20 protein-coding genes and 1 tRNA gene are annotated in these 26,720 nt (G+C 72.3%); 8 read left to right on the forward strand and 13 right to left on the reverse strand.

Annotation, left to right across the window (positions count from 1 at the left end):
• The first annotated feature begins 15 nt into the window (after window positions 1-15).
• Window positions 16-828, forward strand: coding sequence for a trans-aconitate 2-methyltransferase (locus ACF1BE_RS12855; protein WP_392199034.1), 813 nt, complete (start codon window positions 16-18; stop codon window positions 826-828).
• A gap of 43 nt (window positions 829-871) precedes the next feature.
• Here the strand turns inward: ACF1BE_RS12855 and ACF1BE_RS12860 are convergent, their stop codons facing one another.
• The gene (locus ACF1BE_RS12860; RefSeq protein WP_392199035.1) at window positions 872-1,558 is read right to left on the reverse strand and encodes a TetR family transcriptional regulator; all 687 of its coding nucleotides are present in this window, start codon (window positions 1,556-1,558) and stop codon (window positions 872-874) included.
• Window positions 1,555-2,562, reverse strand: a complete 1,008-nt coding sequence (locus ACF1BE_RS12865) for an acyl-CoA desaturase (RefSeq protein ID WP_392199036.1) — start codon at window positions 2,560-2,562, stop codon at window positions 1,555-1,557. The genes ACF1BE_RS12860 and ACF1BE_RS12865 overlap by 4 nt, the downstream gene beginning before the upstream one ends.
• A 303-nt stretch (window positions 2,563-2,865) precedes the next feature.
• Here ACF1BE_RS12865 and ppc point away from each other — a divergent pair, with 303 nt between their 5' ends.
• Window positions 2,866-5,598 (forward strand): phosphoenolpyruvate carboxylase, encoded by a 2,733-nt coding sequence (gene ppc / locus ACF1BE_RS12870; protein WP_392199037.1) that lies wholly within the window; start codon window positions 2,866-2,868, stop codon window positions 5,596-5,598.
• A gap of 222 nt (window positions 5,599-5,820) precedes the next feature.
• Here ppc and pth read toward each other — a convergent pair whose 3' ends face one another.
• From pth to ACF1BE_RS12900, 6 genes are all read right to left on the reverse strand, one after another.
• Window positions 5,821-6,423 carry an aminoacyl-tRNA hydrolase gene (gene pth / locus ACF1BE_RS12875; RefSeq protein WP_392199038.1) on the reverse strand — a complete coding sequence of 201 codons (603 nt, stop codon included), beginning with the start codon at window positions 6,421-6,423 and terminating at the stop codon, window positions 5,821-5,823.
• Between the two features lie 108 nt (window positions 6,424-6,531).
• A complete protein-coding gene (locus ACF1BE_RS12880; protein ID WP_392199039.1) occupies window positions 6,532-7,119 on the reverse strand; it encodes a 50S ribosomal protein L25/general stress protein Ctc in 588 nt (195 codons plus the stop codon).
• Between the two features lie 197 nt (window positions 7,120-7,316).
• Window positions 7,317-8,297, reverse strand: coding sequence for a ribose-phosphate diphosphokinase (locus tag ACF1BE_RS12885; protein ID WP_392199040.1), 981 nt, complete (start codon window positions 8,295-8,297; stop codon window positions 7,317-7,319).
• 153 nt (window positions 8,298-8,450) lie between these two features.
• Window positions 8,451-9,899, reverse strand: coding sequence for a bifunctional UDP-N-acetylglucosamine diphosphorylase/glucosamine-1-phosphate N-acetyltransferase GlmU (gene glmU, locus ACF1BE_RS12890; protein ID WP_392199041.1), 1,449 nt, complete (start codon window positions 9,897-9,899; stop codon window positions 8,451-8,453).
• Between the two features lie 124 nt (window positions 9,900-10,023).
• Window positions 10,024-10,094, reverse strand: a tRNA-Gln gene (locus ACF1BE_RS12895).
• A gap of 6 nt (window positions 10,095-10,100) precedes the next feature.
• Window positions 10,101-10,973 carry a hypothetical protein gene (locus tag ACF1BE_RS12900; protein ID WP_392199042.1) on the reverse strand — a complete coding sequence of 291 codons (873 nt, stop codon included), beginning with the start codon at window positions 10,971-10,973 and terminating at the stop codon, window positions 10,101-10,103.
• Window positions 10,974-11,139: 166 nt separating this feature from the next.
• Here ACF1BE_RS12900 and ACF1BE_RS12905 point away from each other — a divergent pair, with 166 nt between their 5' ends.
• The gene (locus ACF1BE_RS12905; protein ID WP_392199043.1) at window positions 11,140-12,453 is read left to right on the forward strand and encodes a sensor histidine kinase; all 1,314 of its coding nucleotides are present in this window, start codon (window positions 11,140-11,142) and stop codon (window positions 12,451-12,453) included.
• A 42-nt stretch (window positions 12,454-12,495) separates the two neighbouring features.
• On the opposite strand, the gene ACF1BE_RS12910 is transcribed toward ACF1BE_RS12905, so the two are convergent.
• Complete coding sequence (locus ACF1BE_RS12910) at window positions 12,496-13,029, reverse strand: SUKH-3 domain-containing protein (RefSeq protein ID WP_392199044.1); 534 nt, start codon at window positions 13,027-13,029, stop codon at window positions 12,496-12,498.
• 118 nt (window positions 13,030-13,147) lie between these two features.
• On the reverse strand, window positions 13,148-13,663 hold the full coding sequence (locus tag ACF1BE_RS12915; RefSeq protein WP_392199045.1) for a YwqJ-related putative deaminase: 516 nt from the start codon (window positions 13,661-13,663) through the stop codon (window positions 13,148-13,150).
• 286 nt (window positions 13,664-13,949) lie between these two features.
• On the opposite strand from ACF1BE_RS12915, the gene ACF1BE_RS12920 reads away from it, so the two are divergent.
• The 3 genes from ACF1BE_RS12920 (at window position 13,950) to ACF1BE_RS12930 (ending at window position 19,003) form a co-directional block, all read left to right on the forward strand.
• Window positions 13,950-14,990 (forward strand): HNH endonuclease, encoded by a 1,041-nt coding sequence (locus tag ACF1BE_RS12920; protein WP_392199046.1) that lies wholly within the window; start codon window positions 13,950-13,952, stop codon window positions 14,988-14,990.
• A gap of 10 nt (window positions 14,991-15,000) precedes the next feature.
• A complete protein-coding gene (locus ACF1BE_RS12925; RefSeq protein ID WP_392199047.1) occupies window positions 15,001-17,901 on the forward strand; it encodes an SUKH-4 family immunity protein in 2,901 nt (966 codons plus the stop codon).
• A gap of 214 nt (window positions 17,902-18,115) precedes the next feature.
• Entirely contained in the window at window positions 18,116-19,003 is an 888-nt protein-coding gene (locus ACF1BE_RS12930; RefSeq protein WP_392199048.1) for a DivIVA domain-containing protein, read from the forward strand.
• A gap of 108 nt (window positions 19,004-19,111) precedes the next feature.
• Here the strand turns inward: ACF1BE_RS12930 and ACF1BE_RS12935 are convergent, their stop codons facing one another.
• From ACF1BE_RS12935 to ACF1BE_RS12945, 3 genes are all read right to left on the reverse strand, one after another.
• Window positions 19,112-20,749 (reverse strand): cation acetate symporter, encoded by a 1,638-nt coding sequence (locus tag ACF1BE_RS12935; RefSeq protein WP_392199049.1) that lies wholly within the window; start codon window positions 20,747-20,749, stop codon window positions 19,112-19,114.
• A complete protein-coding gene (locus ACF1BE_RS12940) occupies window positions 20,746-21,144 on the reverse strand; it encodes a DUF485 domain-containing protein (protein WP_392199050.1) in 399 nt (132 codons plus the stop codon). Before ACF1BE_RS12940 ends, ACF1BE_RS12935 begins: the two co-directional genes overlap by 4 nt.
• 187 nt (window positions 21,145-21,331) lie before the next feature.
• The gene (locus ACF1BE_RS12945) at window positions 21,332-22,828 is read right to left on the reverse strand and encodes an MFS transporter (RefSeq protein WP_392199051.1); all 1,497 of its coding nucleotides are present in this window, start codon (window positions 22,826-22,828) and stop codon (window positions 21,332-21,334) included.
• A 444-nt stretch (window positions 22,829-23,272) separates the two neighbouring features.
• On the opposite strand from ACF1BE_RS12945, the gene ACF1BE_RS12950 reads away from it, so the two are divergent.
• Window positions 23,273-24,061, forward strand: a complete 789-nt coding sequence (locus ACF1BE_RS12950) for an ABC transporter ATP-binding protein (RefSeq protein WP_392199052.1) — start codon at window positions 23,273-23,275, stop codon at window positions 24,059-24,061.
• Window positions 24,058-26,637 (forward strand): ABC transporter permease, encoded by a 2,580-nt coding sequence (locus ACF1BE_RS12955; RefSeq protein ID WP_392199053.1) that lies wholly within the window; start codon window positions 24,058-24,060, stop codon window positions 26,635-26,637. The genes ACF1BE_RS12950 and ACF1BE_RS12955 overlap by 4 nt, the downstream gene beginning before the upstream one ends.
• Window positions 26,638-26,720: the final 83 nt, after the last annotated feature.

The following is a 26,720-nucleotide window of genomic DNA, read 5'->3' on the forward strand; positions in this document are numbered from 1 at the left end:
GGGAGAGTGGGTCACATGACGACGCCCGCCTGGGACCCCGCCCAGTACCTCCGCCACGCCGGCCACCGGGCCCGCCCCTTCACCGACCTCCTCGCCCGGATCCCGGACCCGCCCGCGGGCCGGCCACGCATCGCCGACCTCGGCTGCGGCCCCGGCAACGTCACCGCCCTGCTCGCCGACCGCTGGCCCACCGCGCACATCACCGGCTACGACAACTCGCCCGCGATGCTCGACAGGGCCCACGTCGAGCACGAGGGGCCCACCGCAGGGGGCGGCCGGCTCGACTTCACCCACGCCGACGTACGCACGTGGACGCCCACGGAGCCGTACGACCTGATCGTCTCCAACGCCACCCTCCAGTGGGTGCCCGGGCACGCCGACCGCTTCGCCGGCTGGACCGCCGCCCTGAACCCCGGCGGCGCCCTCGCCTTCCAGGTGCCCGACAACACCGACGCGCCACTGCACACCCTGATGCGCGACCTCGCCGCCATGCCCCGCTGGCGGGCCCGCCTCGCCGGCGTCCTGCGCCGACCGGACTCCGTCCACACCCCGGGCGCCTACCTGGACCGACTGGCCCGCCTCGGCTGCGCCACCGACGTGTGGCGGACGACGTACCTCCACGTCCTCGCGGGTGAGGACCCGGTGCTCGACTGGGTCAAGGGCACCGGACTGCGGCCCGCCCTCACCGTGCTCGCCGACGATCCCGGGGCACGGGACGCGTTCCTCGCCGAGTACCGGGACCTGCTGCGCACGGCCTACCCGCGCGCGCCGTACGGCACGGTCCTGCCGTTCCGGCGGCTGTTCGCCGTCGCCCGGAAGCCGGCCTGAGCACGACCCCGGGCACGGCAGGAGGGCTCCGGCCCGGACACGGTCAGCATTTGCGGTGGCCTATCAGCCGGGGCTTCTGCTCCAGTCCGTCCAGGCCGTGCCAGGCCAGGTTCACCAGATGCGCCGCCACCTCCGCCTTCTTGGGGCGGCGCACGTCCAGCCACCACTGGCCGGTCAGCGCGACCATGCCGACCAGCGCCTGCGCGTACAGCGGAGCGAGCTTCGGGTCGAAGCCGCGGGACTTGAACTCGCGGCCCAAAATGTCCTCCACCTGCGTGGCGATGTCCGAGATCAGCGAGGCGAAGGAACCCGTGGACTGGGGAATGGGGGAGTCGCGGACCAGGATGCGGAAACCGTCCGTGTACTCCTCGATGTAGTCCAGGAGCGCGAACGCCGCCTGCTCGCACAGCTCACGCGGGTGACCGGCGGTGAGCGAGCCGGTCACCATGTCCAGCAGACGGCGCATCTCGCGGTCGACCACCACCGCGTACAGACCCTCCTTGCCGCCGAAGTGCTCGTACACCACCGGCTTGGACACCCCGGCCTTCGCCGCGATCTCCTCCACCGACGTGCCCTCGAAGCCCTTGGCCGCGAAGAGGGTACGGCCGATCTCCAGCAGCTGCTGGCGACGCTCCGCACCGGTCATACGGGTCCGGCGGGTCCGCCGCTGCTTGTCGTTGCCCGGAGCACCCGGATTGCTGCTGGAGTCGGTCGCCACGGCGTCAATCATGCCGCCTCGGCGGTCTCCCTCCGGCCCCGCGAACCGCCCTCCCCGGTGTCACGGCGGGAATCGATACGCGAGCGTGACGGCCAGCGCACGTCGTACGCCCAGCCGAGCAGCTCGAAGAAGCGGATGAACCGGGCCGACGAGTCGATCTGGCCGCGCATCACCCCGTGCCGCGCCGAGGTGGGGTCCGCGTGGTGCAGGTTGTGCCAGGACTCACCGCAGGACAGCACCGCCAGCCACCACACGTTGCCCGACCGGTCCCGCGACTTGAACGGCCGCTTGCCGACCGCGTGGCAGATCGAGTTGATCGACCACGTCACATGGTGCAGCAGGGCCACCCGCACGAGTGAGCCCCAGAAGAACGCGGTGGCCGCGCCCCACCAGGACATCGTCACCAGACCGCCGATCAGCGGCGGCAGCCCGAGGGACACGAGGGTCCACAGGACGAACTGGCGGGAGATCGCCCGGATGGCCCTGTCCTTGATCAGGTCCGGCGCGTACTTCTCCTGCGAGGTCTGCTCCTCGTCGAACAGCCAGCCGATGTGGGCCCACCACAGGCCCTTCATCAGTGCCGGCAGCGTCTCACCGAACCGCCACGGCGAATGCGGGTCGCCCTCGGCGTCGGAGAACTTGTGGTGCCTGCGGTGGTCGGCCACCCAGCGCACCACCGGGCCCTCCACCGCCATCGAGCCCATGATCGCCAACGCGATGCGCAGCGGCCGCCGGGCCTTGAACGAACCGTGGGTGAAGTACCGGTGGAAACCGATGGTGATGCCGTGGCAGGCGAGGAAGTAGAAGAAGACCAGCAGGCCCAGATCGAGCCAGCTCACCCCCCAGCCCCAGGCCAGCGGCACGGCCGCCACCAATGCCACGAACGGCACGACGATGAACACGAGCAGCGCGATCTGTTCGATCGAACGCTTCTGCTCGCCGCCCAGCGTGGCGGGGGGAGAGGGTGTGTCGGTGGCCTTACGGGCTTCTTCGATCACATCGGAACGTGAGGTCATGCGGTCCCCTGTGGGGTCGAGGGTCAAGACAGGCAGGCACGGGCCGCCGGGACCGGGTGGACTCGCCGGTGCTCCCTACGGTTCCGTAACCTACGGCGTCGTAAGTATGGCAGTGTGCCGCGCCGCGGCAAGAGCCCCGGCCCCTGCGCGTCCGCACGGCCACCTATCCTTGGATGCGGTCGGACAGCGCGGTCCGCTGACGTTTCCCCTTCCCGGACAGTCCGGCCCGTATGCGGCGCCCGCCGCCTGGCAGCCGGCCGGGTTCCCTCCAGACGAGCTTCAACACTGCAAGGAGCCGCACCTGTGAGCAGTGCCGACGACCAGACCACCACGGCCAGCACCGAACTGCGCGCCGACATCCGCCGCCTGGGTGATCTCCTCGGCGAGACCCTCGTCCGGCAGGAGGGTCCCGAACTCCTCGAACTGGTCGAGAAGGTCCGCCGCCTCACCCGGGAGGACGGCGAAGCCGCCGCCGAGCTGCTGCGCGGCACGGAACTGGAGACCGCGGCCAAGCTGGTCCGCGCCTTCTCCACCTACTTCCACCTGGCCAACATCACCGAGCAGGTCCACCGCGGCCGGGAACTACGGGCCAGGCGCGCCGCCGAGGGCGGCCTGCTCGCCCGCACGGCCGACCGACTCAAGGACGCCGACCCCGAACACCTGCGCGAGGCCGTGCAGCACCTGAACGTCCGCCCGGTGTTCACCGCCCACCCCACCGAGGCCGCCCGCCGCTCCGTCCTCAACAAGCTCCGGCGCGTCGCCGCGCTCCTGGACACCCCCGTCCTCGAATCCGACCGCCGCCGCCACGACATCCGCCTCGCCGAGAACATCGACCTGGTCTGGCAGACGGACGAGCTGCGCGTCGTACGGCCCGAACCCGCCGACGAGGCCCGCAACGCCATCTACTACCTCGACGAACTGCACGCCGACGCCGTCGGCGACGTCCTGGAGGACCTCACCGCCGAACTCGAACGCGTCGGCGTCAGGCTCCCCGACGACACCCGCCCCCTCACCTTCGGCACCTGGATCGGCGGCGACCGCGACGGCAACCCCAACGTCACCCCCCAGGTGACCTGGGACGTCCTCATCCTCCAGCACGAACACGGCATCAACGACGCCCTGGCCACGATCGACGAGCTGCGCGGCCTGCTCTCCAACTCCATCCGCTACGCCGGAGCCACCGAGGAACTGCTGGAGTCGCTCGGCACCGACCTGGAGCTGCTCCCCGAGATCAGCCCCCGCTACAAGCGTCTCAACGCCGAGGAGCCCTACCGGCTCAAGGCCACCTGCATCCGGCAGAAGCTGGAGAACACCAAGCAGCGCCTCGCCAAGGGCACCGCGCACGAACCGGGCCGCGACTACCTCGGCACCGGCGAACTGCTCGCCGACCTGCGGATCATCCAGACCTCCCTGCGCGAGCACCGCGGCGGCCTGTTCGCCGACGGCCGCCTCGCCCGCACCATCCGCACCCTGGCCGCCTTCGGCCTCCAGCTCGCCACCATGGACGTCCGCGAACACGCCGACGCCCACCACCACGCCCTCGGTCAGCTCTTCGACCGGCTCGGCGAGGAGTCCTGGCGCTACGCCGACATGCCCCGCGACTACCGCGGCAAGCTGCTGGCGAAGGAGCTGCGCTCCCGCCGGCCCCTGGCGCCGACCCCGGCACCGGTGGACGCGGCCGCCGAGAAGACCCTCGGCGTCTTCCAGACCGTCAGGAAGGCCCTGGAGGTCTTCGGGCCCGAGGTCATCGAGTCCTACATCATCTCCATGTGCCAGGGCGCCGACGACGTCTTCGCCGCCGCCGTCCTCGCCCGCGAGGCCGGCCTCCTCGACCTGCACGCCGGCTGGGCCAAGATCGGCATCGTGCCGCTGCTGGAAACCACCGACGAGCTGCGCGCCGCCGACACCATCCTCGAGGACATGCTCTCCGACCCGTCCTACCGGCGCCTGGTCGCGCTGCGCGGCGACGTCCAGGAGGTCATGCTCGGCTACTCCGACTCCTCCAAGTTCGGCGGCATCACCACCAGCCAGTGGGAGATCCACCGCGCCCAGCGCCGCCTGCGCGACGTCGCCCACCGCTACGGCGTCCGGCTGCGCCTCTTCCACGGCCGTGGCGGCACCGTCGGCCGCGGCGGCGGCCCCTCCCACGACGCCATCCTCGCCCAGCCCTGGGGCACCCTGGAGGGCGAGATCAAGGTCACCGAGCAGGGCGAGGTCATCTCCGACAAGTACCTCATCCCCTCCCTGGCCCGCGAGAACCTGGAGCTGACCGTCGCGGCCACCCTCCAGGCCTCCGCCCTGCACACCGCACCCCGCCAGTCCGACGAGGCCCTCGCCCGCTGGGACGCCGCCATGGACGTCGTCTCCGACGCCGCCCACGGCGCCTACCGCCGCCTGGTGGAGGACCCCGACCTGCCGGCGTACTTCTTCGCCTCCACCCCCGTCGACCAGCTCGCCGACCTGCACCTGGGCTCCCGGCCCTCCCGCCGGCCCGACTCCGGCGCCGGCCTCGACGGCCTGCGCGCCATCCCGTGGGTGTTCGGCTGGACCCAGTCCCGGCAGATCGTCCCCGGCTGGTTCGGCGTCGGATCCGGCCTCAAGGCCCTGCGCGAAGCCGGCCTGGACGCGGTCCTGGACGAGATGCACCAGCAGTGGCACTTCTTCCGCAACTTCGTCTCCAACGTCGAGATGACCCTCGCCAAGACCGACCTGCGGATCGCCCAGCACTACGTCGACACCCTGGTCCCGGACGAGCTGCGGCACGTCTTCGACACCATCAGGGCCGAACACGAGCTGACGGTCCGCGAGGTCCTGCGGGTCACCGGCGAGACCGAACTCCTCGACGCCCACCCGGTCCTCAAGCAGACCTTCACCATCCGCGACGCCTACCTGGACCCGATCTCCTACCTCCAGGTCACCCTGCTCAAGCGGCAGCGCGACGCCGCCGCCGCCGGAGCCAACCCCGACCCGCTGCTCTCCCGCGCCCTGCTCCTCACCGTCAACGGTGTGGCGGCCGGCCTGCGCAACACCGGCTGACAGCCCCCGCCCCGGCATGCGAGGAAGCCCCCGAGGCCGCCAGGCCCCGGGGGCTTCCCGCGTCCACCGTCAGCGCACGCCCACCGCCGTCCGCGGTACCGGGCTCCAGCACGACGCCGCAGGTCTCCCCGCAGGCACCGCGAACGCCCGCTCGACCCCCGGGCCGCCAGGGCCGGACCTGCCGGGAGCCGCACGACATCCCGGGGTCCACGCGGCGCAGCCTCAGGAGTTGTACGTGCCCTGCGCCCGCTCCAGCCCCTCGATCACCAGGGCCTCCACCGCGTCCGCCGCACGGTCCACGAAGTAGTCCAGCTCCTTGCGCTCCGCCGGGGAGAAGTCCTTCAGCACGAAGTCCGCCACCTGCATCCGCCCCGGCGGCCGGCCGATCCCGAACCGCACCCGGTGATACCCCGGCCCCATCGCCTTCGTCATCGACTTCAGGCCGTTGTGCCCGTTGTCGCCACCGCCCAGCTTCAGCCGCAGCGTGCCGTAGTCGATGTCCAGCTCGTCATGGACCGCCACGACGTTCCCCACCGGCACCTTGTAGAAGTCCTTCAGCGCGTTCACCGGACCGCCCGACAGGTTCATGTACGACATCGGCTTCGCGACGATCACCCGGCGGTTCGCCGGCCCCACCGGACCGATCCGCCCCTCCAGGACCTGCGCCTGCGCCTTGCCCGCCCGCTTGAACTTCCCCCCGATCCGCTCCGCGAGCAGATCCGCCACCATGAAACCGACGTTGTGCCGGTTCATGGCGTACTCCGGCCCCGGATTACCCAGCCCGACGACCAGCCAGGGGCCACTTGCAGGGGTGCTCACGTCCATCTCTCCTCGATACGTGTCTCCGCGATACGGGCGGTCTTCCAGATACGCGCCAGCCGCTGCCCCCGACCGGGAACAGCGGCTGACCACACATCATGACGACGGCGGGGATCAGGCCTCCGCGGCCTCGTCGCCCTCGCCCTCGGCGGCCTCCTCGGCCTGCGCGGACAGGACCTGGAGGACGACCGTGTCACCGTCGACGGCCAGCGTGGAGCCGGACGGGAGCGGGATGTCCTTGGCGAGGACGGAGGCACCGGCCTCCAGGCCCTCGACGGAGACGGTGACCGACTCGGGGATGTGCGTGGCCTCGGTCTCCACCGGCAGCGTGTTCAGCACGTGCTCCAGCAGGTTGCCGCCCGGGGCCAGCTCGCCCTCGGTGTGCACGTAGATCTCGACGGTGACCTTCTCGCCCCGCTTCACCAGCTGGAGGTCGACGTGCTCCAGGAAGCCCTTCAGCGCGTCACGCTGCACGGCCTTCGGGATCGCCAGCTCGTTGGCCTTGCCGTCGATGTCCAGCGAGATCAGGACGTTCGGCGTACGCAGCGCCAGCGCCAGCTCGTGACCCGGGAGGGTCAGGTGCAGCGGGTCGGAACCGTGGCCGTACAGCACACCGGGAACCTTGTTGGCGCGGCGGATACGGCGGGCGGCACCCTTGCCGAACTCGGTGCGCGTCTCGGCGCTGAGCTTGACCTCAGACATGTTGATCACTCCTCGGAACAGAGAACGGACGTGGTCACCCGGCCACGAACGGCCTGCTACGAAGAGCGCGTCGATAACGGAGGTTCGCGGAAACGAACACGGCCTCCCTCGCCGAGCAACTCGTGCAGTTTACTCGGAAAGGGAGGCCGCACCCAAAAGGATCAACGGCTAGCGCCGGCGACGACGGTGCAGAAACCTCACTGCTCGTCGAAGAGGCTGGTCACCGACCCGTCCTCGAACACCTCACGCACCGCACTCGCGATCGTCGTGGCGATCGACAACACCGTGATCTTGTCCAGATCCACCGCCAGCTCACCCGGCGTCGGCAGCGTGTCCGTGAACACGAACTCGCTCACCCGCGAGTTCTTCAGCCGGTCCGCCGCCGGACCCGACAGCACACCGTGCGTCGCCGTCACGATGACGTCCTCCGCACCGTGCGCGAACAGCGCGTCCGCCGCCGCACAGATCGTCCCACCCGTGTCGATCATGTCGTCGACCAGGACACACACCCGGCCCTCGACCTCACCCACGACCTCGTGGACGGTCACCTGGTTCGCCACGTCCTTGTCACGCCGCTTGTGCACGATCGCCAGCGGCGCACCGAGCCGGTCACACCACCGGTCCGCCACCCGCACCCGGCCCGCGTCCGGCGAGACCACCGTCAGCTTGTTCCGGTCCACCTTCCGGCCCACGTAGTCCGCCAGCAGCGGCAACGCGAACAGATGATCCACCGGACCGTCGAAGAAGCCCTGGATCTGATCCGTGTGCAGATCCACGGTCAGCAGACGGTGGGCACCCGCCGTCTTCATCAGATCGGCGATCAGACGCGCCGAGATCGGTTCACGACCCCGGTGCTTCTTGTCCTGCCGCGCGTAACCGTAGAACGGCACGATCACCGTGATGGAACGAGCCGACGCACGCTTCAGCGCGTCGATCATGATCAGCTGCTCCATGATCCACTTGTTGATCGGAGCCGTGTGGCTCTGGATCAGGAAGCAGTCCGCACCACGAGCCGACTCCTGGTAACGGACGTAGATCTCACCGTTCGCGAAGTCGAAGGCCTTCGTCGGGACGACCCCGACACCCAGCTGCTGGGCGACCTCCTCGGCAAGCTCGGGGTGGGCGCGGCCGGAGAAGAACATCAACTTCTTCTCGCCGGTCGTCTTGATCCCGGTCACAGCACTGTCTCCTCAGAGGTTGTCTCAGCCAGCCGGCTGCTCGGCGACCTCTCGGCTGGGCGTGAGAGGCCGTATCAGCTGGCAAGGGTGCGGGTGCACGTGTGCGGATGTGCACTTATCACGGTACGCCGTGTTCGAGGCACCCGTTCGCGCTCAGTCCTCGCTCCCACCCTGCCGGGACGCCGCCTCGGCCGCCCTGGCCGCCGCACTCCCCGGACGCTTCCGCGCCACCCAGCCCTCGATATTCCGCTGCTGGCCACGGGCCACGGCCAGCGAACCGGGCGGCACATCCTTCGTGATCACCGACCCGGCAGCGGTGTAGGCACCGTCCCCGACCGTGACAGGAGCCACAAACATGTTGTCCGAACCCGTCCGGCAGTGCGACCCGACCGTCGTGTGGTGCTTGTCCTGACCGTCGTAGTTCACGAACACACTCGCCGCCCCGATGTTCGTGTACTCACCGATCGTCGCGTCCCCCACGTACGACAGATGCGGAACCTTCGTCCCCTCACCGATCGACGCGTTCTTCGTCTCCACGTACGTCCCGATCTTGCCCTTGGCACCCAGCCGCGTACCCGGACGCAGATACGCGTACGGCCCCACGACCGCCCCCGCACCGATCCGCGCCCCCTCCGCCACCGAGTTGTCCAGACGCGCCCCCGCACCCACGAGCGTGTCCCTCAACCGGCTGTTCGGCCCCACCTCGCACCCCTCACCCAGATGCGTCGACCCGGCCAGCTGCGTCCCCGGATGCACCACGACATCCCGCTCGAACGACACCGTCACATCCACCCAGGTGGTCGCCGGATCCACCACCGTCACCCCGTCCAGCATCGCCCGCGTCAGCAGCCGGTCGTTCAGGATCCGGCGCGCCTCGGCCAACTGCACCCGGTTGTTGATCCCGGCGATCTCCGCGTGATCACCGGCCACGGACGCCCCCACCCGGTGCCCGGCCTCCCGCAGGATCCCCAGCACGTCCGTGAGGTACTCCTCACCCTGGCTGTTGTCCGTCCGCACCCTCTTCAGCGCGTCCGCCAGCAACGGCCCGTCGAACGCGAACACCCCGCTGTTGATCTCCCGGATCGCCCGCTGCTCCCCGGTCGCGTCCTTGTGCTCCACGATCGCGGTGACGGCCCCCGTCACCCCGTCCCGCACGATCCGGCCGTACCCGGTGGCGTCCGGCACCTCGGCCGTCAGCACGGTCACCGCGTTGCCGTCCGCCCGGTGCGTCCCGGCCAGCCGCCTCAGCGTGTCCCCGGTGAGCAGCGGGGTGTCCCCGCACACGACCACGACGGTGCCGTCCACGGTCCCGCCCAGCTCCTCCAGGCCCATCCGTACGGCGTGCCCGGTCCCGTTCTGCTCCGCCTGCACGGCCGTGCGCACGTCCGGGTCGATCTCCGTCAGATGCGCGGAGACCTGCTCACGGGCGTGGCCCACCACGACGACCAGGTTCTGCGGGTCCAACTCGCGCGCGGCGGCCAGCACATGCCCGACCAGCGAGCGGCCGCAGAGCTGGTGGAGGACCTTGGGTGTGGCCGACTTCATACGGGTGCCCTCACCCGCGGCGAGAACGACGACGGCGGCCGGGCGGATGGCGCTCACGGGGTTGCCCTTCGGCTCTGGATGGGTGGGGGTGACAGCCGCAGGATACCGGGGCGGATCGGGGGGGAAATGAGTGCGGGCCCTGACGGCGGTGCTGCCGGTCAGGACCCGAACTGAACATGTGCTCCCGGGGGAGGACTCGAACCCCCATGATCAGAGCCAAAATCTGACGTCTTGCCCTTAGACGACCCGGGATTACCGCTATGTCCGAATTCGTAGATCGGATGCGGTGGCAGCCCCTACTATGCCGTACCACCAGCCTTCGACGCGACGGTACAGCTCGGCACTCCGCCGGACCGTGAGGGCGAGACATCCGCGATAGTCCTCGCCGGTGTTCTTTCTGACGGTCTTCGGGTTGTGCCGTTTCAGGGTCGTTCTGTCGAAGGTGCCGCGATCGGCCCCGACGAGGTCCGCCCAGTACTGCTCGGCGGCGTCCACGTCGGCCGACTCGTGGATCATCAACCGGTAGCCCACGTCCTCGCGGTCCACCTCGAGCAGGTCGAGCCACGCCAGGAACAGGCGGATCATGCCGGGGTCGCTGTTGACGAAGATGATCCGTTCGCGGCGGGCGTGAGGTTTGTCCTTCGCCCCCTCGGCCCAGTACAACGCGACACCGGCGATGAACAGTTCACGGTCGGACAGGACGCCGATCTCGTGCTCCGCGACCGCTTTGGTGTGTCGCCGCTCCTCGTCGCGGACCGCCAGCTCGTGCTCCCACCTCTTGCGCGACGCGAGCCTGGCCTGCTCGGCAGGGTTCCGCCGCTCTGGTCGCGGCAGATCCCGTACCCACAGCGAGATGGAACTCTTCGAGCAGCCCAGCTCCACCTGGATCCGGTCGTACGTCCAGCCCTGGAGCCGCAGTTCCCGCGCCCTCTCCCGGAGGTCGTCCTTCGCGTTCGGGCGCTTGGTCCACTCCGGTGGCGGCTCTCCCTCCAGGAGGCGGTTGAGGATGTCATTGTTGTGGACATGTAGGCGGTCACGGATCTGCCGTCGGCTCAGACCCGCCCGTCGCAGGGCGACCGCCCGTTCGCGCAGGGACTCGAAGTCGGTGGGTGTGCCGGGTGCGTGTGTCATACCCGTACCGTCCGGGTGGAATGTCAGGTTCCGGGGGCTGGCGGAGGTGGTTCACCAGTTCGTGGGATAGCGGTGCGTTTCGAGGCCGCCCGGTCACGGAGTGTGGTGTGTGGAGGTCGGGGAAACTCACCGGAAAAGCCGCACCTCCCGCCCGTAGGCTGGGTGCATGACCACGACGGGGGAATACCACACCAGGGCTCTGACCGGCCCCTGGTGGTGGACCAGGTGGCGCAGCGCGGTGCTCGACGGGAGTGTCGCGCTGGTGTCCGCCGTGGAGTGCGGTGCGGAGGGGATCCCGTTCGCCCGGGACGCGGGTGTCCCGGTGTGGGTGGGGATCGTGTTCGGGGTGATCGCCGGGTCGGTGCTGTTGCTGCGGCGCAAGTGGCCGATCGCGGTGGTGCTGGTGGCGATCGCGATCACGCCGGCGCAGATGGGCTTCCTGCTGGGGGTCGTGGGCCTGTACACGCTCGCCGCCTGTGAGCTGCCGCGGCGGGTCCTCGCCGCGCTGGCGGGGATGTCGCTGCTGGGGACGGCGGTGGTGACCTTCGTGCGGGTGCGCCAGGACATGGCGCGGGGGGATCTGACGCTCGGTGACTGGTTCCTGCCGTTCGCGGCGGTGACGACGGCGCTGGGTCTGACGGCTCCGCCGCTGCTGCTGGGCCTGTACGTGGGGGCGCGGCGGCGGTTGATGGAGAGTCTGCGGGAGCGGGCGGATTCGCTGGAGCGGGAGTTGCAGCTGCTCGCGGAGCGGGCCGAGGAGCGGGCCGAGTGGGCGCGTAACGAGGAGCGGACGCGGATCGCGCGGGAGATGCATGACGTGGTCGCGCACCGGGTGAGTCTGATGGTGGTGCATGCGGCGGCGCTTCAGGCGGTGGCGCGGAAGGATCCGGAGAAGGCTGTGCGCAATGCCGCGCTGGTGGGGGACATGGGGCGGCAGGCGTTGACCGAGTTGCGGGAGATGCTCGGGGTGTTGCGGGCGGGGGAGGGCGTGGGCCGGCGGGCTGCTTCGGCGTCCTCGTTGGCGGCGGTGGGGGAGGCGGCCGCGGCGGCGGCTTCGCGGGTGGCCGAGGCGGAGGGGGCGGCGGAGGGTCCCTGGCTGTCGGAGCTGGAGGAGCTGGTGGGGCAGTCGGCTGCCGCGGGGATGGTGGTGGATCTGTCGGTGCAGGGGGAGGTGCGGTCGTATGCGGCGGAGGTCGAGCAGACGGCGTACCGGGTGGTGCAGGAGGCGCTGACGAACGTCCACAAGTATGCGGCGGGTGCGAAGACGTATGTGCGGCTGGCGCACCGGGTGTCGGAGATCGCGATGCAGGTGGAGAACGAGCCGCCGCCGGAGCCCGCGTCGGCGTCGGCGGGGCTGCCGTCGGGCGGGAACGGGCTGGTGGGGATGCGGGAGCGGGTCGCGGCGCTGGGCGGGGTGTTCGTGTCGGGGCCGACGGATGCGGGCGGTTTCCGGGTGTCGGCGGTGATTCCGGCGGCGTAGGGCGGGTGTCGTTCGTGGTGTGCGGTGGTGCGGGGCGGGTGTTCAGCCGGCGGTGAGGCGTACGGGCGGGATGCCGGTGATGAGGGTGGTCAGGGCGTGGTCGATGTCGGGGCCGAGGTACCAGTCGCCGGTGTGGTCGACGGTGTAGACGCGGCCTTCGCTGTCGATGGCGAGGAGGGCGGCGGTGTCGGTCTCCTCGCCGAGGGGGCACAGCTCGGTGCCGAGGGCGCGGCCGAGGTCGCCGAGGGTGCGGGCGAGGTGGCGGCCGTGCAGGGGGTCGAGGCGGAGGGCGGCGGGGGCGATCTGGCGGCCGGGGCCGGTGGGGGTGATGTCGAGTCCGCCGAACTCGGCCCAGGCCTCTACGGCGGCGGGGAAGATGGTGTGCCGGTGGCCTGCGGGTGAGGTGTGTTCGCGCAGGGTGTCGGCCCAGATCTCGGCCTGTTTTATGTCCCAGCGTCCGGGGTGCCAGCCGGCGGCGCGCAGGGCGGCGTCGACGGGTACGGAGAAGCGTGTGGAGGACCCGGCCGGGGTGCGGGGGGCCGGGGGCTGGGGGATGGAGGCGCGGTCGGGGTGCATCTGCCCTTCGTTCGTCGTGCTCGCGGGGTCGTGCCGGTGCGGCGGGTTCCGTCGGTGGGTTGTGTCGGCGGGTTCTGTCGTGGCGGGCGGTCGGCCGTCGGCCGGGGCGGAGGGGCGGTCAGCCGCCGGTCGCGGTGGGGTCGACGATGCGGACGCCGAAGTGGGCGCTGAGGGCGGTGCAGGCCCGGCAGGGGGCGGCGAAGCTGCCGTGGAGGGGGTCGCCGTCCTCGCGTATGCGGCGGGCGGTGAGCTTGGCGTGTCTGAGGGCTTTGCGGGCCTCGCCGTTGGTCATGGGTCTGCGGGCGGCGCGTTTGCTGCGGGCGGCGTCGGCGGTGGTGAGGTGCCGGGAGATGAGGATGGTCTCGGCGCAGCGTCCGGTGAAGCGGTCGCGTTGGGCGCTGGTGAGGGTGTCGAGGAAGTCCTGGACCAGGGGGTGCAGGGCGGGAGTCTGGTCGCTGCGGGTGGCGGTGCAGGTGAGGGTGGCGCCGCGGACGGAGAGGGCGGCGGCGACGGTGGGCAGGATGCCGTCGCGGCGGTGCCGGAGGGTGGGGGCGGGGGGTGTGCCGGTGCCGCTCCAGCCGATGCGGGGGTCGCCGGCCGGCACTGCGGTACTTCCGGTCTGCAACGCGTTCATGCTCGTTTTCCTCCCCGGGCGTCCCCCTGACGGACACAGGGTGCCAAATGCCGTGGCTGGTGGGGAAGCTGGGGCGGCGCGACACGCCCGTACGGGGGCAGGCGGTGACGGAAGGGTGACGGCTGGTCACCGAGTCGGGTGAGGGGGTGGGGTGCGCGGGGAGTGGGGGCGGTGACGGGGATGCGGCGGGTCGGTGACCGTGGTGGGCGCACCGCATAGGCTGTCGCCGTCCGCGATCCACACCGCCGTTCAGGCGCCACAGACAACGCCGCAGGGGGCAACCGCCATGACGACAGGTCGGCTCGGGCTGGGGGCACCGCCCAGCCGCCGGACCGGGGGGCACGCCGCGCCGCCGAACGCGGCCTACGCCGGGCAGGTCGTGCACTTCCCGGACCCGGTGCGGGCGGCGCGTCACCCGAGAGGGGTACGGGTCGACGAGCGGGGCTACCCGGATTTCTCGCCGTACGCGCGCGTGGCGGTGGAGATCGCCGAGCCTCCGGAGGGGTTCGGGGTGGACGAGCTGCGGCTGACGGACTACGTGTCGGCGAACGCGGCGCTGGCGGCGCAGGGTCACGTGTTGTGGGACACGGTGCCGGATGTGGCGACGCCGCACGGCTGGACGTGGCATCACGTGGCGGGCACGCGGCGGCTGGAGCTGATCCCGGTGGAGGTGAAGGCGTTGCTGCGGCACCACGGTGGGGTGGCGACGGCGCCGGTGGACCACGGTAAGCGGGGGACGCGGCCGTTGCAGGAGGCGCGGCCGGCGCACTTCCGCCTGCCGAAGTCGGGTGTGGCGGTGCCGGAGGCGCAGGTGCAGGGGCTGGAGGAGGATCTGGGTTACCGGCTCCCCGGCGCGTACCGCTCGTTCCTGAAGGCGGCGGGCGGTTGCGCGCCCGTCGGCACGGCGCTGGACGCCGAGCTGGGGCTGCTGCTGGACCAGCCGTTCTTCACGGTGCGGGACGAGGCCGCGGTCAACGATCTGGCGTACGTGAACAAGTGCCTGCGCGACCATCTGACGAAGGACTACCTCGGTGTGGTCTTCGTGCAGGGCGGTCTGCTCGCGGTGAAGGTGAAGGGCGAGCGGGCCGGTTCGGTGTGGTTCTGCGCGTACGACGATGTGCGGGACGTGGATCCGTCGTGGTCGCCGGCGGAGCGGGTGGAGCGCCTGTTGCTGCCGTGCGGTGACGACTTCGACGCCTTCCTGTCCCGGCTGGCCGGCCATCCGCCGGAGTTGGAGACGGTGGCGGACCTGATGGTCGACGGCGGTTTCGCACGTGCCGTCCCGGTGTCTTCCGGTTCGGCGTCGCCGGGCCCGGCGGGGGAGTGAGCTGACGACGATGGTGACGTACGCGCAGGCGCAGGAGCGCGCCGAGGAGTGGGTCAACGGCGATGTGCCGGCGTACCAGCACCGCGAGGTGCGGGTGCGGGAGTTCGGGCTGGGTTTCGTGGTGTGGGGTGAGGACCGGGCGGAGGGTCCGCGGTCCGACGCGGGCGGCCAGCGCCTGGTCATCGCCCGGGACAGCGGGGAGGCGACGCTGTGGCCCGCCCTGCCGGTGGGTGAGGTGATCCGCCGGTACGAGGAGGAGTACGGCCGTGCCGACGGGCCCGAGGACGCGGTGCCGGTGGCTGCCGCCCGGGTGGACCTGAACCAGACGTCGTTCCTGCTGACTCCGCCGGAGTGGTTGCAGGAGGCGGCGGACAGGCTGGGAGTGGGGGAGCGGCCGGGCCAGGCCGATCCGGGGCCGGCTTCCGGGCCGGGCTCCGGTTCTGGTGCGGATGCGGCTGCGGTTGGTGCTGCGGGGCCGGTTCCGGGTTCGCCTGCGGGCTCCGGTCCGGCTTCTGATGCGGTGGTTCCTGACGGGGCGCCGGGTGCGGTGTCCTCGGGCCCTGCGGTGGCCTCGGGCGGGGGCGCGTCGGCGCAGACGCAGGCCGGGGTGCCGGTGGGTGCGTCCGGAGAAGTGCGGAGCGGTGCCGAGGTGCCCGGTGCCTTCGGTGGGACCGGGACGCCCGGACCGGTGGACGTGCCTCCGGGGGCCACGCCCTGGGCCGGTACCGACACGAACGCGGACGGCGGGGAGGACGACCGTTCCGTGCCGCTGCCCGCGACGGTGTTCGCGCCGCCGCTCAGCGACCAGGGCGCCCCGCCGCGCCCGCCGATGGCCGCGCCGGACGCGCCGACGGCGCTGATGTCGGGCGGTAGCCGGCTGCCGCCGACGGCGATCGCACCGGCGCTCGACGCGTCGGTCGCGCCGGGCGCCGGGCAGGGCGGCACGCCCCCGCCCCCGCCGGACGCGCCGGTGTACGGCGCCCGGCAGGCACCGGCTCAGGCGGTCCCGGGCACCCCGCCCGCGCCTCCCACGATGCCGGGCGCGCCGGGCACCCCGCAGGGCAGCACGCCGCCGCCTGCGCCGCCGGACGGCCCGTCGTACGGCTACCCGCTGGCGCCGGCCGGTCCGGGCGGGCCGGGGCGGCAGCTCGCGCCGAACGCCGGGGACATCGCGGACGCCGCGACGAGCAAGGCGGCGCCGCCGCCGAAGAAGGCGCGCGGTGGAGTGGGAGCGCCTCCGCCGCCGCCGGGTGTCCCTGGTCTGCCGGGCGCACGCCCGGGGAACGCGGTGACGCCGCCCGCGCCGGGTGCGCCGCCCGCGGGCGGCTATGTGCCGACGCAGCTTGTCTCGGCGCTCGGGCCGGAGGGGCCTGAGGGGCCTGCCGGGTCCGAGGGCCAGGGTGGCGCGGGTGCGCCGGCCGGTCCGGGGAGCGTGGACGGGACGCACGCGCCGGGCGCGCCGAACACTCCGGGCGCCCCCCGGCCGCCTGTCGCGCCTCCGGGCGCTCCGGGCAGTACGCCTCCGGGCGGCGTCCACCAGGCCGCCACGATGCTGGCCGACCCCGGCCGGCTGGGCGGGGGCGGCACACCCCAGCCTCCTGGCGCGCCCGGTGCCCCTGGCGCGCCCGGCGGGGTTCACGGTGCCGTGCACCATGCCGAGACCGTGCTGTCCGCTCCTCCGCCCGGCGGCCCGGGCATGCCCCCGCCGCCGTCCGGTCCGGGCGTGCCTCCGCCGCCCGCCCCCGGCGCGCTCGGTGCGCCGGGCGCCCCCGGCATGTCCCCGGGCGCTCCGGGAGCCCCGCCGATGCCGCCGGGTGCGATGCCGCCGCCGGGTGCGATGCCACCCCCTGGTGCGATGCCGCCGCCCGGTGCGATGCCGCCGCCGGGTGGGCCGTTGCCGGGGCAGGCCGGGGCGTACGGGTATCCGCCGCCGGGGCAGCCGACGGTCGGCCCCGGTTATCAGGCGGTCCTGCGCTACCGCGCGCAGGACGGTTCGGAGCAGCAGCTGATCCGGCGTTCGGCGCCGGGTACGCCGCACCCGGAGTGGCAGATCTTCCATGAGCTGCGGGCGATGAACGTACCGCCGGACCAGGTGCTGGAGCTGCACACGGAGCTGGAGTCGTGCCAGCTGCCGGGTGCCTACTGCGCGCGGATGATCCGGGAGCAGTGGCCGCAGGCGCGGATCGCGAGCATCGCGCCGTACGGCACGGACCACGCGAGCCGGCAGCAGGGCATGCGGCAGCTGCTGGCGCACCAGGGCGAGTTGCACCAGGTGGCGGACGGCCCCGCGCGGCCGGCGCCGGTGCGGGCGCCGCTGCCGCCGGTGCAGGCCGCGCCGCCCGTCCCGCCGGAGGGCATCGCGCAGGAGCTGGCCGCGGCGTTCGGGCCGGGTGTCTTCCGGTTCGAGCAGCAGGCCGTCTCCCGGCAGGGTGTGCCGCCGGTCGTGGCGCACACGCTGGTGGTGGCGGGGCTGCCGCTGGACATGGGTCCGTTCTTCTGGGCGCAGGCGCAGCCGGGTCGTCCGGTGCCGACGCTGGCGGAACTGGCGGCGGAGCGGAGGGTGCAGCCGGCCGCGGACGCGGGCTCGTACCTCGTCATGGGCACCGACTTCGGCAAGGCGCTCTGTGTGCAGTACGGGACGGCGAACATCGTGGCCGTTCCCGTGGAGGCGGGGCCGGGCGGTGCGCCGGTCCCGCCGCAGTTCGTGAACACCGGGCTGCCGGAGTTCGTCCGCTGCCTGGCCCTGCTGGGCCGGATGTGGCGGCTGCGGTACGGGCTGAACCAGGAGCAGGCGGGCCGCTGGACCGTCGACTTCCAGGCGCAGCTGGCCGCGTTGGACCCGCCGGCGCTCGGCTCGCCGGAGAGCTGGTGGTCGGTGCTGCTGGAGCAGATGTGGGACGGACTGCTGTAGCGGACACCGGCCGGGTGTGAGTCCTCGTGCCCTTCACGCGTGCGCGTGAAGGGCACGAGGCGTTTCCGGGTGTCGGGGCCGCCGTCGGCGCGGAGTGCGGGACATCGACCGTGACGTGACTGCGGAGTGTCGCGTTATGAACACTTACGCCCGATCCATCAAGATGTGCGCGAAATCGTCCTGTCGTGTATGTCCGGTGGAAAGGGGTTCCAGGATGAGCAGCGCAGCGATGCCGCCGCACGGCTTCGTGACCGTCCGGGGGCGCGGCTACCGCCCCGACCAGGTCGACGCGTACCTGGAGGCGCTCTCCGAGGACCGCGACGCCGCCTGGGAGCGTGCCGCCCGGCTGACGGTGCTTGCCCGGGAGATGGAGGAGGAGGCCGTACGGCTGCGGGAGACCGTCGCGCAGCTCGTGCCGCAGACGTACGAGACGCTCGGGGAGCCCGCGCGGCGCCTGTTCCAGCTCGCGCTCGAGACTGCCGCTGACCTGCGGGAGCGTACGCGGCACGAGACCGGGCAGGAGGTCGCGCGGGCGGAGGAGCGGGCCGAGGGCGTACGCCGGGAGGCGCGGGAGGCCGCGGACGCGGTCCGTGCGGAGGCCGACGAACGCGCCCGCCAGTGCCTCCTCGCCGCACGCGCCGAGGCCGACGGCCACCGGGTCGGTGCCCGGCGCGAGGTGAAGGAAGGGCGTGGGCAGGCGCTCGGGGCGTTGCGCGAGACGCGGCAGCGCATCACCGCCATGCTCGCCGAGCACGCCCGGGAGCAGGCCGAACGCTGGGCCGAGGCCGAACGCGAGGAGGCCGGACGGGTGGCCGCGCTGGACGCCCGGCACGCCGAACGGGTGAGCCGGGCGGAGGCGGAGCTGTCCGCGGCCGAGCGGGCTCTGGCGGAGGCCCAGGAGTCCGCGCGCCGCCGTGAGGAGGAGGCACACGCGCGTGCCGCCGAGATCGTCGCCGACGCGCGCCTGCGCGGGGAGCGCATCGCCAGGGAGACCGAGCGGGTGCTGTGCGAGCACAGTGAGACCTGGGACGACGTCCAGGCGCACATGGACTCCGTACGTGACAGCCTCATCTCGCTGACCGGCAAGGTGGCCATGGAGTAGCGGCCGGCACGGCCCACGCCCGCGGCGGTGGCCGGCGCGGCGCAGGTCCTGGACGGTGGCCGGCCCGACGCGCGCCTCGCGGCGGTGGCCGGCGCGGCGCACGCGTCGTCAGTTCTCCTTCCGTACCGCTCCCGCCAGGATCCGGGCCTCCACCGCCTCGTACCGGTGCCGCTGCCGCTGCGCCCCGGCGCGGCCGGACAGCACCGTGCCCAGCCAGCCGAAGAGGAAGCCGGCCGGGATGGAGACGAGGCCGGTGGTGGTGAACGGGAACCAGTCGAAGTGGGCGTGCGGGAACGCCGAGGTGGGTGATCCGGAGACGAGCTTGGTGCCCGGCATGAGCAGCAGCACGGTCAGCGAGCCGCCGATCAGCGTGCCCAGCAGCCCGCCGCGGGTGTAGCGGCGCCAGAACAGGCCGTAGACCAGGGCGGGGGCGAGGGCGGAGGCGCCCAGGCAGAACGAGAGCGTGACCAGGGGCTGGAGGCTGTGCTGCTGCACCAGGGTGGCCAGCAGGATCGTCGGCGCGCCGATGGCGAGCGCCGAGACGCGCGCCAGGGTCATCTCGCGGCGGGCCGGCATCTCCTGCACCCGGGCCGCGAACACGTCGTGGGCGAGGGAGTTGGCGCAGGCGAGGATCATCCCGGCCACCGAGGCGAGCAGGGTCAGGAAGATCGCGGCGGCGACCAGGGTGAACAGGAAGGTCTCCGCCGCGGACACGTCGGCGCCGAACACCGCGCGCGAGCCCAGCAGGTAGGCCGTGTTGCCCCGCGGGTCGGCCGCGGCGATCGCCGTACGGCCGACCAGTGCTGTCGCACCGAACCCCACCACCGTGATCACCAGCACGAACAGGGCGACGATCGACACCGCCCAGGACATCGCGCGGCGCACCTGGCGGGCGCTGGAGGCGGTGTACATGCGCATGGTGACGTGCGGCAGGCAGGCGCCGCCGAGTACGACGGTCAGTTCGGAGGCGATCATGTCGAGGCGGGACGCGGGGGTGGTGCCGAACTCCAGCCCCGAACGCAGGAACGCGGGCCCGGCACCGCTTCGCCGCGCCGCGGCGGTGAACAGGGCGCCCGGGTCCCCGTCGAAGCGGCGCAGCACGAGGACGGCGACCAGGGTCCCGGAGCCGACGAGCAGCACGATCTTCAGGATCTGGATGAGGGCGGTGCCCTTCATGCCGCCGATCGCGGCGTAGGCGATCATCAGGGCGCCCACTCCCACGACGCATCCGGTCTTCAGGGACTCGCTGGAGAAACCCAGGATGAACGCCATCAGCTGCCCGGTACCGGCGAGCTGGACGAGCATCAGCGGCAGCAGCGCGGCGATGGTGACCGCGCAGGCGGTGACGCGCACGCAGCGGCCGGGCAGCCGGCGGGCCAGTGCGTCGCCCATGGTGAACCGGCCGGCGTTGCGCAGTGGTTCGGCGAGCAGGAACATCAGCAGCAGCAGCGACAGGGCCGTGCTGAGGGCGAGGACGACCCCGTCGTAACCGCACAGGGCGATCACGCCGCCGGTGCCGAGGACGGTGGCCGCGGAGATGTAGTCGCCGGCGATGGCGAGGCCGTTGCGCAGCGGGGACAGGGAGCCGTAGCCGGTGTAGAACTCGTCGAGGTCGTCCCCGTCGGGGCCGGTCAGCACGCACAGCAGCAGGGTCACCGTGGCGACGGTGGAGAAGGCCACCAGGGACATCGCCCGGGCGGAGTCGCTGAATCCGGAGAGGGCGGCGGTGCCGGCGGCGCCGGTCATCGGCTCGCTCCTCGCCGCGCGTCCAGTTCGGTCTGCCTGCGGATGCGCTCGGCGAGCGGGTCGACGTACCGGCGCGCGGTGGTCCCGTACAGGCCGATCGCCAGCCAGGTGACGGGGAGTTGGACGAGGGCGAGCAGCAGGCCCGCGGGGATGCCGTCGGCGACCGTGCGCGTCATGACCCCGGGGGCGCACGCGGACAGGACGAGGAACAGCGTGAAGTAGCCCAGCGCGGTCAGTGTGGCGGTGCGGCGTTGCCGGCGGTAGGCGCTGCGCAGCACGCGCAGGTCGCTGTGGTGGCCGAGTGGTTCGCGGAGCGGCCGGCTTGCCGGGCGGGGCGGCTCGGGGGGTGCGGGCTGCCAGGGAAGGCCGAGGCGGGGTGGCGGGTCGTAGGACATCCCGGTGCTCCTTGCGTGGCTCGGGTCCGTGACGACGGACCGCAGGGAGGTGGGAGAGCTGAGCCACGCACGCTACTCGCGCGGTCCGGGTCGCGCGGCGTTTTCTCCGAACTGGCCGGTCGGTATGTGATCACGGGACGAGTACGGCGTACCCACCCACGACACCCGCGCCCGCCCACGGCACCGCTCACTCCTCCAGCACCGGGAAGCGTCGTGGCGCCACCAGCAGGAGGAGGACGAACGCCAGCGCCGCCGCTGCCGCCGCGCCGAGGTACACCGCGTGCACCGCCTCCGCGATCGCCCGCCGGGTGGTCTCCGGGACCGTACCGGCGCGCAAGGCTCGCGTGACGGAGTCCAGGTCGCCCGCCCCGCCGAGCCGCGCGGCCAGCACGCCGTTGGCGACGGCGCCGAACAGGGACGCGCCCACGGTCTGCCCGGTCTGCCGGCAGAAGAGCACCGACGCGGTCGTCGTGCCCCGCTCCGACCAGCCCACCGTCGACTGCACCCCGACGATCAGCGGCAGCTGGAACAGGCCCAGCGCCCCGCCGAGCAGCAGCATCAGCAGCGTCGGCTGCCACCACGAGCCGGGATACGGCAGGAAGGGGAACGCGGACAGGATCAGCGCGGCCAGGCCGATGCCCAGCAGCGCGGTGTCACGGAAGCCGATCCGCCGGTAGACGTGCTGGCTGAGGGCGGCCGACACCGGCCAGCTCAGCGTCCACACCGACAGCACGAACCCGGCGGCCACCGGCGTGAGCCCGAGCACCGACTGCGCGTACGTCGGCAGGAACACCGCCGGCGCCACCATCAGCAGCCCCAGCGCGCCGAGCGCCATATTGACGGCCGCGATCGTCCGGCGCCGCCACACCCACCCCGGGATGACCGGCTCCGCCGCCCGCCGCTCCACCGCGACCACCACGGCGGCCAGGGCGAGGCCGGTGCCGAAGAGGGCCAGTGACGGCGCCGACAGCCACGGCCAGGCCACCCCGCCCTGCACCAGCGCGGTCAGCAGCACCCCGCCGCACGCGAACACCGCCAGCGCGCCGGCCCAGTCCACGCGCGCCTGGCGCGCGCGCTGCCGTTGCGGTTCGTGCAGGTGACGGACGATCAGCCACAGGGCGGCGGCACCGATCGGCAGGTTGACCAGGAAGATCCAGCGCCAGTCGGTGTACGCGGCGAGCACCCCGCCCAGCCCGGGACCGGCCACCGCGGCCACCGCCCACACCGTGGACAGCCTGGACTGGATCTTCGGGCGCTCCGCCAGCGGATACAGGTCGGCGGCCAGGGTCTGCACCGTGCCCTGCAACGCCCCGCCGCCCAGGCCCTGGACGATCCGGAACGCGATCAGCGCCGCCATGTTCCAGGCCGCCGCGCACAGCAGCGAACCCAGCAGGAACACGGCCGCGCCCGCCACGAGCACCGGCTTGCGGCCGAAGGTGTCGGACAGCCTGCCGTAGACGGGGAGCGTGACGGTGACGGCGAGCAGATAGCCGGAGAACAGCCACGAGAAGACGGAGAACCCGCCCAGGTCGCCGACGATCTGCGGTACGGCCGTGGAGACGATGGTGGAGTCGAGCGCCGCCAGGGCCATGGCCAGCATCAGGGCGGCGACCACCGCGCCCCGCCGGCCGGTGCCGAGCTGCCGCGCGGCCCCGCCGCGTATCGCCGGTGTCGTGCTCCCCATCGCGATTTCCCTCCCGTGGCCCCGCCCGTTGACGTTCCGTGTCCCCTGCATCCGTCGCCCGGACGACAGCCTCCCACGGCAGGCGTGACCCGGCTCCGACGCGGCGTGCGGGTGGAGGCCCGCCGCACCGAAGGGTGGAGTCGACCCCGGGAACGGCTCCACCCGGCGGTGGACCACCCCTAGGGGTATCTCCGTACTACGGCTCGGGGAGGGGTCGTCCCGGCGGAGGACGAGACCGGCCGGGGGGAGTCCCTAGATTGGCTTCAACGCCGCTGGGGGGCGGCGGACCGCACCGGCGGGGGTGGGGTTTTCCCCCGGGAAAGACGGGGCTCCGCACCAGCGCGCGCCACCCCCGCCGACCGCGAGACTCGACGGCATACCCAGGACGGCCGCCCGGCACACCCGGGCCTCTCACCGACCTGTCGACGACATAGGAGACATACCGTGACATCGGCTGTAACCATTCCCAGGCACGGGGGCACTGGAGGGCGTACGGCCGTTGCCGCACGGGCACGGCAGGTGGTGAAGGCGTACGGGTCCGGCGAGACCCGCGTCGTCGCCCTGGACCATGTCGACGTGGACATCGCCCGCGGCCGGTTCACCGCGATCATGGGCCCCTCCGGGTCCGGCAAGTCCACCCTGATGCACTGCCTCGCCGGCCTCGACACGGTGACCAGCGGTCACATCCACCTGGACGAGACCGAGATCACCGGGCTGAAGGACAAGAAGCTCACCCAGCTGCGCCGGGACCGGATCGGCTTCATCTTCCAGGCGTTCAACCTGCTGCCGACGCTGAACGCGATCGAGAACATCACGCTGCCCATGGACATCGCCGGCCGCAAGCCCGACCGGGCCTGGCTGGACCGGGTGGTGGAGACCGTCGGGCTCGCCGAACGGCTCAAGCACCGGCCGACCCAGCTCTCCGGCGGACAGCAGCAGCGCGTCGCCGTGGCCCGCGCGCTCGCCGCCCGCCCGGAGATCATCTTCGGGGACGAGCCGACCGGGAACCTCGACTCACGCGCGGGAGCGGAGGTCCTGGGCTTCCTGCGCCGCTCCGTGGACGAACTGGGGCAGACCATCGTGATGGTCACCCACGACCCGGTGGCCGCCTCCTACGCCGACCGCGTGCTCTACCTCGCCGACGGCCGCATCGTCGACGAGATGCACCAGCCGACGGCCGACCAGGTCCTGGACCGCATGAAGGACTTCGACGCCCGGGGGCGTACGTCATGACCGTCCTGAGAACCTCGATGCGCAACTTCTTCGCGCACAAGGGGCGCATGGCACTGTCGGCCGTCGCCGTCCTGCTGTCCGTGGGCTTCGTGTGCGGCACCCTGGTGTTCACCGACACGATGAACACCACCTTCGACAAGCTGTTCCAGGCGACCGCCTCGGACGTCACGGTCAGCGCCAGGAGCTCCTCCGACAGCGGCCAGACCGTCTCCCGCACCGGCAAGCCGCCCGTCATGCCGGCCTCCGTGCTCGGCCGGGTCCGCGGCGCCCGGGGCGTCGAGTCCGCCGAGGGCACGGTGTTCTCCACCTCGGCGACCGTCGTCGACGCCGACAAGGACAAGCTGTCACCGAGCAGCGGCGCGCCCACCATCGTCGGCGGCTGGAACCGCAACGACGCCCGCACGATGGAGATCACCTCCGGTACGGCGCCCGAGGGCCCGAACCAGGTGATGGTCGACGCCGACACCGCCGACAAGCACCACCTGCGTCTCGGCGACGAGATCGGCGTGATCACGGCCGTCGGAAGGCACCACGCGCGCGTGTCGGGCATCGCCGCCTTCCGGGTCACCAACCCCGGCGCGGCCCTGTTCTACCTGGACGCCAGGACCGCCCAGCAGGTCATCGTCGGCCGGACCGGCGTCTACACCGACGTCAACGTCACCGCCGCCAAGGGCGTCACGGACGCCCAGCTGAAGAAGAACGTCACCGCGGCCCTCGGGCACACCTACAAGGTGCAGACCGCCAAGGAGGTCGCCGACGCCAACCAGAAGAGTGTCGGAAGCTTCCTGAACGTCATGAAGTACGCGATGCTCGGGTTCGCCGGGATCGCCTTCCTGGTCGGCATCTTCCTGATCATCAACACGTTCTCCATGCTGGTCGCCCAGCGCACCCGGGAGATCGGCCTGATGCGCGCCATCGGCTCCTCCCGCAAGCAGATCAACCGGTCGGTGCTGGTCGAGGCGCTGCTGCTCGGCGTGATCGGCTCCGTGCTCGGTGTCGGCGCGGGCATCGGCCTCGCCGTCGGCCTGATGAAGCTCATGGGCCAGATGGGCATGCACCTTTCCACCGACGACCTGACGGTCGCCTGGACCACCCCGGCGATCGGCCTGCTGCTCGGCGTGCTCGTCACCGTGCTCGCCGCCTACCTCCCCGCCCGGCGCGCCGGCAAGGTCTCCCCGATGGCCGCCCTGCGCGACGCGGGCGCCCCCACCGACGCCAGGACGGGCGCCGTCCGGGCCGGCATCGGCCTGCTCCTCACCGCCGCCGGCACCTGGAGCCTGTACGCCGCCGCCACCACCGACCGCGCCACGACCGGCTCGGGCTGGCTCGGCCTCGGCGTGGTGCTCACCCTGATCGGTTTCGTCGTCATCGGCCCGCTGCTCGCCGCCGGCCTGGTCCGCGTCCTCGGCGTGGCCCTCCTGCGGGTCTTCGGCCCCGTCGGCCGGATGGCCGAACGCAACGCCCTGCGCAACCCGCGCCGCACCGGCGCCACCGGCGCCGCCCTGATGATCGGCCTCGCCCTCGTGGCCAGCCTGTCGGTGGTCGGCTCCTCCATGGTGGCCTCCGCCACCGACCAGCTGGACAAGACCGTGGGCGCGGACTTCATCATCGAGGAGGACCACGGTCAGGTCGTCGACGCGCAGGCCGTCGAAGCCGTCAAGCACACGCCCGGCCTCGCACGGGTCACCGAGTACAAGGTGCTGGACGCCTCCCTGACCACCCCCGACGGCCGCACCACCGCCAAGGAGACGGTCAACGCCGCCGACCCGGCCTACGCGCGCGACGTGCGCACCAAGACCGTGGCCGGCCGGCTCGCCGACGCCTACGCGCCCGACTCGATGTCCGTCTTCGAAGGCTTCGCCAAGGACCACGGCGTCAAGCTGGGCTCCACCGTCACCGTCCACTTCGACGGCGGCAGGACGGCGAAACTGACCGTCCGAGCGATCACCGGCGACGACGTCGTCATCGACAAGGGCGCCATGTACGCGTCCATCGCCACCGTCGCGCGGTACGTGCCCGCCGGCCGGATGCCGCTGGACCAGCTGGTCCTCGCCACGGCCAAGGACGGCCAGGAGAAGACCGCCTACCAGGCGCTGAAGTCGGCCCTGCACGAGTTCCCGCAGTACACCGTGCGCGACCAGACCGACTACAAGCAGGAGCTGAAGGACCAGATCGGCCAGCTGCTGAACATGATCTACGGCCTGCTGGCGCTGGCGATCATCGTCGCCGTCCTGGGCGTGGTGAACACCCTCGCCCTGTCGGTGGTGGAGCGGACCCGGGAGATCGGCCTCATGCGGGCCATCGGCCTCTCCCGCCGCCAGCTGCGCCGCATGATCCGCCTGGAGTCCGTGGTCATCGCCGTCTTCGGCGCGCTCCTCGGCCTCGGCCTGGGCATGGGCTGGGGCGCCACCGCCCAGAAACTCCTCGCCCTGGAGGGTCTCACCGTCCTGGAGATCCCCTGGCCGACGATCATCGCGGTCTTCGTGGGCTCCGCGTTCGTCGGCCTGTTCGCCGCGCTGGTCCCGGCCTTCCGGGCGGGCCGGCTGAACGTCCTGAACGCCATCGCGACGGAGTGACGCGCGCCGCGCCGACGGCCACCGCGTACGGGGGTCGCGGTGGAGGAACCCGGTGCCGGGACGCCTTCGGGCGCCCGGCACCG

This window comes from Streptomyces sp. NPDC014991, assembly GCF_043080665.1.
In the GTDB taxonomy this organism is placed as follows: Bacteria; Actinomycetota; Actinomycetes; order Streptomycetales; family Streptomycetaceae; genus Streptomyces.

Excerpts from the sequence above, each read along its gene's own strand:
- ACF1BE_RS12860 (WP_392199035.1), bottom strand. The coding sequence starts at position 1,558 with ATGATTGACGCCGTGGCGACCGACTCCAGCAGCAATCCGGGTGCTCCG.
- ACF1BE_RS12940 (WP_392199050.1), bottom strand. The coding sequence starts at position 21,144 with ATGTCCTACGACCCGCCACCCCGCCTCGGCCTTCCCTGGCAGCCCGCA.
- ACF1BE_RS12925 (WP_392199047.1), top strand. The coding sequence starts at position 15,001 with ATGGTGACGTACGCGCAGGCGCAGGAGCGCGCCGAGGAGTGGGTCAAC.
- pth (WP_392199038.1), bottom strand. The coding sequence starts at position 6,423 with ATGGACGTGAGCACCCCTGCAAGTGGCCCCTGGCTGGTCGTCGGGCTG.
- ACF1BE_RS12880 (WP_392199039.1), bottom strand. The coding sequence starts at position 7,119 with ATGTCTGAGGTCAAGCTCAGCGCCGAGACGCGCACCGAGTTCGGCAAG.
- ACF1BE_RS12900 (WP_392199042.1), bottom strand. The coding sequence starts at position 10,973 with ATGACACACGCACCCGGCACACCCACCGACTTCGAGTCCCTGCGCGAA.
- ACF1BE_RS12935 (WP_392199049.1), bottom strand. The coding sequence starts at position 20,749 with ATGACCGGCGCCGCCGGCACCGCCGCCCTCTCCGGATTCAGCGACTCC.
- ACF1BE_RS12905 (WP_392199043.1), top strand. The coding sequence starts at position 11,140 with ATGACCACGACGGGGGAATACCACACCAGGGCTCTGACCGGCCCCTGG.
- ACF1BE_RS12945 (WP_392199051.1), bottom strand. The coding sequence starts at position 22,828 with ATGGGGAGCACGACACCGGCGATACGCGGCGGGGCCGCGCGGCAGCTC.
- ACF1BE_RS12910 (WP_392199044.1), bottom strand. The coding sequence starts at position 13,029 with ATGCACCCCGACCGCGCCTCCATCCCCCAGCCCCCGGCCCCCCGCACC.
- ACF1BE_RS12915 (WP_392199045.1), bottom strand. The coding sequence starts at position 13,663 with ATGAACGCGTTGCAGACCGGAAGTACCGCAGTGCCGGCCGGCGACCCC.
- ACF1BE_RS12865 (WP_392199036.1), bottom strand. The coding sequence starts at position 2,562 with ATGACCTCACGTTCCGATGTGATCGAAGAAGCCCGTAAGGCCACCGAC.
- ACF1BE_RS12930 (WP_392199048.1), top strand. The coding sequence starts at position 18,116 with ATGAGCAGCGCAGCGATGCCGCCGCACGGCTTCGTGACCGTCCGGGGG.
- ACF1BE_RS12955 (WP_392199053.1), top strand. The coding sequence starts at position 24,058 with ATGACCGTCCTGAGAACCTCGATGCGCAACTTCTTCGCGCACAAGGGG.
- ACF1BE_RS12920 (WP_392199046.1), top strand. The coding sequence starts at position 13,950 with ATGACGACAGGTCGGCTCGGGCTGGGGGCACCGCCCAGCCGCCGGACC.
- ACF1BE_RS12855 (WP_392199034.1), top strand. The coding sequence starts at position 16 with ATGACGACGCCCGCCTGGGACCCCGCCCAGTACCTCCGCCACGCCGGC.